The 6,858-nt window shown below is 47.2% G+C and carries 7 protein-coding genes; 6 read left to right on the top strand and 1 reads right to left on the bottom strand.

Going from position 1 to position 6,858, the window contains the following annotated elements:
• Window positions 1-46 precede the first annotated feature (46 nt).
• Window positions 47-406: a YraN family protein gene (locus PHF27_RS05640; protein WP_300067183.1), complete on the top strand. Its 360-nt coding sequence runs from the start codon at window positions 47-49 to the stop codon at window positions 404-406.
• A 72-nt stretch (window positions 407-478) separates the two neighbouring features.
• Window positions 479-2,014 carry a YifB family Mg chelatase-like AAA ATPase gene (locus PHF27_RS05635; RefSeq protein WP_300067181.1) on the top strand — a complete coding sequence of 512 codons (1,536 nt, stop codon included), beginning with the start codon at window positions 479-481 and terminating at the stop codon, window positions 2,012-2,014.
• Between the two features lie 30 nt (window positions 2,015-2,044).
• Here the strand turns inward: PHF27_RS05635 and PHF27_RS05630 are convergent, their stop codons facing one another.
• The gene (locus PHF27_RS05630) at window positions 2,045-2,437 is read right to left on the bottom strand and encodes a GGDEF domain-containing protein (protein ID WP_300067185.1); all 393 of its coding nucleotides are present in this window, start codon (window positions 2,435-2,437) and stop codon (window positions 2,045-2,047) included.
• A 641-nt stretch (window positions 2,438-3,078) separates the two neighbouring features.
• Between PHF27_RS05630 and PHF27_RS05625 the strand changes: the two genes are divergently transcribed.
• From PHF27_RS05625 to pfkA, 4 genes are all read left to right on the top strand, one after another.
• The gene (locus tag PHF27_RS05625; RefSeq protein WP_300067179.1) at window positions 3,079-4,569 is read left to right on the top strand and encodes a diguanylate cyclase; all 1,491 of its coding nucleotides are present in this window, start codon (window positions 3,079-3,081) and stop codon (window positions 4,567-4,569) included.
• Between the two features lie 14 nt (window positions 4,570-4,583).
• Window positions 4,584-4,934: a hypothetical protein gene (locus PHF27_RS05620; RefSeq protein WP_300067177.1), complete on the top strand. Its 351-nt coding sequence runs from the start codon at window positions 4,584-4,586 to the stop codon at window positions 4,932-4,934.
• 577 nt (window positions 4,935-5,511) lie between these two features.
• The gene (locus tag PHF27_RS05615; RefSeq protein ID WP_300067176.1) at window positions 5,512-5,682 is read left to right on the top strand and encodes a hypothetical protein; all 171 of its coding nucleotides are present in this window, start codon (window positions 5,512-5,514) and stop codon (window positions 5,680-5,682) included.
• A 156-nt stretch (window positions 5,683-5,838) separates the two neighbouring features.
• On the top strand, window positions 5,839-6,798 hold the full coding sequence (pfkA, locus tag PHF27_RS05610) for a 6-phosphofructokinase (protein ID WP_300067175.1): 960 nt from the start codon (window positions 5,839-5,841) through the stop codon (window positions 6,796-6,798).
• Window positions 6,799-6,858: the final 60 nt, after the last annotated feature.

Below are 6,858 nucleotides of genomic sequence, written 5' to 3'. Positions count from 1 at the left end.
TACGTTTACCGCGTAGACCAGCGCCTTGGCCGGCGGAGGGCGTGAGATGGCCCGGCATCTGGCCTTTGGTTTATCCGGCGAAGAATGTGCGGCTGACTGGCTGGCCAAGGAAGGCTATGTTATTTTAGAGCGACGCTTTCGTTGTCCGATGGGAGAAATAGATATTATTGCCCGCCAGGGACGCATCATCGTTTTTGTAGAAGTGAAAGCAAGACACAGCGCTGGATATGGCAGTCCGGCGGAGGCTGTTACTTGGGGCAAACAGCGGAAATTGCTGCGCACGGCGCAGCTGTGGCTGCTGCAAAAGGGTTTGACCGAAGCGGCCTGCCGCATGGATGTAATTGAAGTGCTGCAGCAAGAAGAAGCTCCGGTGATTCATCATATACCCAATGCTTTTGGCATGTAGGGGCAAATACAGCAAGGCCGGCTCTACGTCAACAGACGGAGAGCCGGCTTCTCGCATGGGGGGGGATGTGTTTTGTACGCGCAAACTTTTGGTTGCGCCACCTGCGGTATTGAGGGCGTGCCTATTACCGTCGAGGTGGATTTATCGAATGGGCTGCCTGCCTTTGAAATTGTCGGCTTGGCGGACACGGCGGTACGAGAGGCTAGGGAGAGAGTGAGGGCGGCGGTGCGGAACGCTGGTTTTGAATTTCCGGCGCGGCGCATTACGGCCAATTTGGCGCCTGCGGATATGCGTAAAGAAGGGGCTGCTTTGGATTTGCCGCTAGCCTTAGGGCTTTTAGCGGGAACCGGGCAGCTGCAGCCGGACGATATTCGCGGCATTGTTTCGATGGGCGAGCTGTCTCTTGAGGGCTTGGTGCGCCCTGTGCCGGGTGTTTTAGCAATGGTAGACGCCTGCCGCAAGGCGGGAATCCAGACGGTATATGTGCCGCAGGAGAATTTGCAGGAGGCGGCGCTGGTAACTGGCGTACAGGCTTTTGGCGTAGCTTCCTTACAGGCATTGATGGAGCATTTGCAAAAGAAAAAGCTGTTGCTGCCGGCGGATGCGGCAGAGATGGCTCAAAGCATGTCTCCTGTGTTGGCTGGAGGGGATTTTGCCGAAGTACAAGGGCAGCAAGGCGCGAAACGAGCTTTAGAGATTGCGGCGGCCGGTAAACACAATGTTTTATTAAGCGGCCCGCCAGGGACTGGCAAAACGATGCTGGCGCGGCGGCTTCCTTCCATTTTGCCGACGCTTACGCCAGAGGAAGCGCTGGAAGTAACTCGCATTTATAGTATTGCAGGGTTACTGCCGCGAGAAGCCGGTCTTGTTCAACAACGCCCCTTCAGGCAGCCCCATCATACGATCTCGATGGCTGGCTTGGTAGGCGGCGGTTCGGTGCCGCGTCCGGGAGAAATTACCCTAAGTCATCGCGGCGTACTATTTCTTGACGAACTGCCTGAGTTCTCGCGTCAGGTCCTGGAGGTATTGCGTCAACCCTTGGAAGAGGGGCGCGTTTCCATCGCCAGAGCCCAGGGGAATTATACGTTTCCGGCCTCGTTTTTGCTGATAGCAGCCAGAAATCCCTGTCCGTGCGGCTGGTTTGGCTCCCAAGGGCCGCATATTTGCAAGTGCAGCGACGGAGAAATCCGGCGGTATCAAAAGCGTCTTTCCGGTCCCTTGCTGGATCGTATTGATCTGCGAGTTGAGGTGGCGCCGCTTTCGTATGGTGAAATGAAGAGCAGCGTAAAAACGGAAAGCTCGGCTTGCATACGCCAGCGAGTGGAACGGGCCAGAGCGTGTCAAAAAGAACGGTTTGGAGCTGGTGGGACATTAGTAAACGCAGCGATGACACACAGCCAAATTTTGCAGTATTGTCATTTGAGTACGGAAGCGGAGCGGCTGTTGGCTCAGGCTTTTCAAAAACTGGGCATGAGCGCGCGCTCCCACGATCGCCTGCTGAAAGTAGCTAGAACTATTGCCGACTTAGACTCTAGCGAAGGCATTGAGATACAGCATATCGCCGAAGCGGTGCAATTGCGCGGCGGCGAAGAACTGGAAGGCTTGTAAGTTGATAAAACGCAAGGCGTGCGGGAGTTATCAGCTGAGAGACTTAACGCAGTTTTTTCCGCTTGCTTTGGCCAAGTATAAACTTTGATCAGCTCGCAGAACTAGCGTCGTGACAGTATCTTCAGCTTTTAGATGACTAAGACCTAAACTTGCGGTTATGCTGAGGTGAGCGTCGGCATGGTCTTGCTTGACATGAAATGAATTATTAGCGATAGAGGCACGGATTCGTTCTGAAATATCCCAGGCAATATGGGGTGCTACATCTGCTAAAGCAACAATAAATTCCTCGCCTCCATAACGACCAACTGTATCTTGCGAGCGGGTTGAAGCAGTTAGGATTGCCGCAACTTGCTGCAGGACCATGTCGCCCGCTTGATGGCCAAGATGATCGTTGACCGCCTTGAAATTGTCCAGATCAATCATCAATATTGAATGAGTTTATACTGTTGATAATCAAGGGGAGAATACTTCACTTGTAATCATCCTTTCGTAAAGAAGAAAAAGGAAATAGATGCTATTCTTGTTGATTAGTGGAAAAATACGACAGGATGTAAAAAAAACCTTTAAGTATGGGGAAATGAGAGCTAATTAATTACTATCATAAGGGAAGCTGAACCGACTTCTTGCGCGGCGAAGAAGTTGAAAGCTAGAAAAAAGATAATTTATTTAGGCGTAAAATGAAAAATAGATTACCCTTTGGTAACTATAAAATGTTATAATATCCACTGTCCAGATTGTGAAAAAGCATTCGCGAGCGTGCAGCTGCGTGCAAAGAGGGTTATATGAGATATTGGCTAGGGAGCTTATGCAAAAGGATTTTGGTAGTATTGGTCTGGGGCAATGTGCTGTTTGGAGGCCAAGTTTTTGCCAATCCTGAGGAAAGGAATATTCTGATTTTAAATGGATTTTCTCCTGAGTTTGCTGCGGTGGAAGGGTTTAACGGCGGTTTAAAAAGAGAATTTCAACGGCAGCCGGACTATATTGCCTCGTATTCTTATGAATATCTTGATATAGCGCGCTTTAATCAAGAAGGATATTTAGAAGAATGCGCCAGGCATTTTCAAGTGAAATATGAAAAACAAAAGCCGGATCTGATTGTCGCTGGAGATACAGTAACACAATTCTTGGGGGACTATTCGCAGCAAGTATTTCCTGACGTGCCTATTGTCGCCTTGCAACCGCTTGAAACCAAAGAGATAGCAGCCAATATAACCTGGGTAGGTAATTTCCGAGACGACCTGAGTAAAAACATCGAACTCATTTTAAAAATAAAGCCTTCTGCGAAAAAGATCGTAATTATTGCTGGCGATTCGATCTTGGAACGTGAGGTTATTGAAGCGTTTTTGCCCTTGGCAAGTCAATATGAAGATCAGGCGGAGCTAGTATTTACCAACAATCTCTCTCGAGAGGCCATGGTAGCTGAAGTAGAAGAGGGCGGCGAAGATAGTGCGGTATTATTTTTGAGCTGTCTTGTGGATATAACGGGGCAACGCTACGCTTCGGATCAGGTTTTAAAAGAACTATCTCAAGTGGCTAAGGGTCCGATCTATACAACGGATGCATCATTTCTTGGTCAAGGGACTGTAGGCGGATATCAGCGAAACTGGAGTGCCGCAGGGGAAGAAGCAGCCCGAGCAGGCATAGCTGTTCTTAAAGGCGAAGAATATCTTAAAGAGGATCCTTCGTTGAATACGTATGCCTTTGATGGGCGGGAATTAAAAAAATGGCATATTGATAAAGCTCTTTTACCGGCAGATAGTGTGGTACAATATAAAGAGCCATCGTTTTGGGAGCGTTATGAAGGGTGGCTCTTTAGCGGTGGAGCAATTCTTTTCGCAAGTGTTTTTATTTTATACCTGCTGCTTAACCGTTCACGAAGAAACGCGGCGGAAGAAAAAATAAAACAGATTAACCGAATGCTGGAGAAAAAACTTCAAGAGAGAACTGTGGAACTGCAAAAGATGGAAGCCGAATTATCGCGTTTCAAAATAGAGCAGGAAGCGGTCAAGGAAAATAGCGCCGAAGTTAACTATGAACTGGATTTTGCCGCGAAGACGGACCAACTTACGGGAATTTATAACCGGCGCTATATTCTAAAGCGAATTGAAGAAGAGTTAGCGCAGTTTTCACAAGAAGCCTGCACTTTTTCCTTAGCCCTTGCAGATGTTGACTTCTTTAAAAAAGTCAACGACGAATATGGCCATGAGGTAGGAGATAAGGTTCTTTTAATGGTTGCCGGTATGTTAAAAAGCTCTCTTAGAAAGCAGGATGTTGTTGCTAGATGGGGCGGGGAAAAATTCTTGGTATTGCTGCCTGAAACTACTAGCGAGCAGGCGCAGCAGCTGCTAGAGGGTGTACGTGAACAAATCGCTCAAACTGGATTGTGGGATGAAGAGCGCAATATACAGGTTACAGTGACGTTAGGGATTGCAGCGATGCAGAAAGGAGAAACGATTGATGCGGTCATGAATTACGCGGATATTGCGTTGTATAGAGGAAAGAAAAACGGTCGAAATTGTGTAATTGTAAACAATGGAACAATGAAAGATTTTTAAAAAGGAGAGTCAATATGCAGTTTCCGAGACAACAAGAAAGACAAATGCAGCTTACGGCAAAAACATTAGTTAAGGGGGACAATCGAATCTATCGGGTGCAAAATCCGTTTCGGACCGAATTTTCGTTGTCCATTTATTTCTTTCTTAAATGGCACCTGTCTAAATCCATAAAAACGGTATCCACGGCGAACCCTAAAGCCAATATTCTTTTTGGCAGGATTGGCGGTTCTTGGTGGAAGCCGCAGTTCCATGTTATTATTGGCGGCAGGACCAAGAAAGCGGTATTGGCTGCTGCCGAGATGCTGCAAAATGAAATGAACGGAAAAAAGAATAAAAAAGAGGATAAAAAAGAAAACGCAAAATAAAAAGTAAGCCGGCAGTGAACATACTGTCGGCTTACTTTTCTTATCCTGATTGCAGCCGTTCGGGAAGCACCGCAAGCATTTGCTTGTTGGATCTTTTCCTGCAAGAGTCGTACTTGCAACGGCTCATACCATTGTGACTCGCCTTCTCTGCTGGTATGACGGCCTTACCTGCCGCTCAGGATGCAGAGCTGCCAGACGAGAGTGCTGGAAGCGGACGATTTGATCTTCCATCCCAGTTGCTGGAACCAAATGGTCCTCTTCTTAGTTAAAGAATATCATCGAAAAGACAAAAGTCAACCATGGAAAAACAATATTAAGCAAAAAATTAAAAAACAACAAGGAGATATGAGAAAAATGAACACAAGCGGCTTCTCATACTAAATAGATAATTATTTTCTTGCAATTTTTTGTGTTCTATGATATTCTTAACAAGATCATTAGCAGGAATTTCCAAAAAACGTGAAGCAGATGCTGTAACTCTTCTCGTCGTGACTGGTAGCAATGTGAGATGGTCTCGGTAAAGGAAATGGTTTAGCCCGACCATGTTACCAGAAGCACGCATAAAGGAGGAGAGAGAATGGATCATCGCATTCAACAAATGCAACAGAAGTTAGCATTTTTGGGATATCGGCGTTATCAGATTCAAAGAATCATGGAAGAAAGTAACGGCTCGCATGAGCAGTTGCTTTTGGATTTGCAAAAATATGAAGTTCTTGGCGCGGATTACGTACAAGGATATAGTAAATAACTATCCCTGTGTAAGGGAAAAAGAGTTAGCGAAAGCTGACTCTTTTTTTATAGACAATTATGTCTGGAGAGGAGAAATTTGAAAATAGTGTGACACAGTTCTGATGAAAAGGTATAATAAAATTAAATTGACTTGAAAAGACAAGGGGGCAAGGACATGCTCAAAAAGATTGCAGTAATGACTAGCGGTGGCGATTCGCCGGGAATGAACGCAGCCATTCGCTCTGTGGTGCGTGTAGCGCTTCATGAAGGAGCGGAAGTCTGGGGGATTTATAATGGCTATGCTGGGATGCTGGCGGGCGAAATGGAACTGCTGACCTCCCGTTCTGTAGGGGATATTATTCAGAGGGGCGGTACGTTTTTGGGTACGGCTCGCTGTGAGGAGTTTCATACTGAAGCAGGGCAGCGGAAAGCGATAGAAAATGTACGTCAAAAAGGGATTGAAGGCTTGGTGGTTATCGGCGGCAACGGCTCTTTGACTGGAGCGATGAAGTTGGCGGAAATGGGGCTGCCTGTAGTTGGCCTTCCCGGCAGTATTGATAACGATATTTGGGGTACTGATTATTCTATAGGCTTTGATACCGCTATTAATACGGTGGTGGATGCGATTAACAAACTGCGAGATACGGCTTCGGCGCATCGCCGCGTCATTGTTGTGGAGGTAATGGGGCGTAAATCCGGTTGGATTGCGATGACTACCGGTTTGGCCGGCGGGGCGGAACATATCTTAATTCCAGAAATGGAGTATGATCTCCAGGACATATGCAAGCAGCTTGTCGCCTCGCGGGATTGCGGCAAAAAGTACAGCATTATCGTTGTTGCAGAAGGCGCTGGGAGCGCTATAGAAATCGGCAAGGTCATTGCCGAGGAGACAAATTTTGAGACCAGGGTGTCCATTTTGGGACATATTCAGCGCGGCGGTTCGCCTACGGCCATGGATCGGCTGTTGGCTAGCGCTTTGGCGGAAAAGGCTGTGTTGGCGCTTTTACAGGGACTGTCTAATATTATGTTTGGCTATCGTACAGGAACCATTTGTTCCGTATCGCTGAAAGATGCGGTAACGTGCCAAAAAACAATTGAACCTTCGTTGTTTCGTCTTTCAACCGTGCTTTCTTAAAGGAATGCTCTTACTGGGAAGGAAGGAGGGCTGTGGAAAATTCCACAGCCCTCCTTTATT

The organism is Anaeromusa sp., assembly GCF_028691475.1.
Taxonomy (GTDB): domain Bacteria; phylum Bacillota; class Negativicutes; order Anaeromusales; family Anaeromusaceae; genus Anaeromusa.
This window is presented reverse-complemented; position numbering and strand designations above follow the sequence as displayed.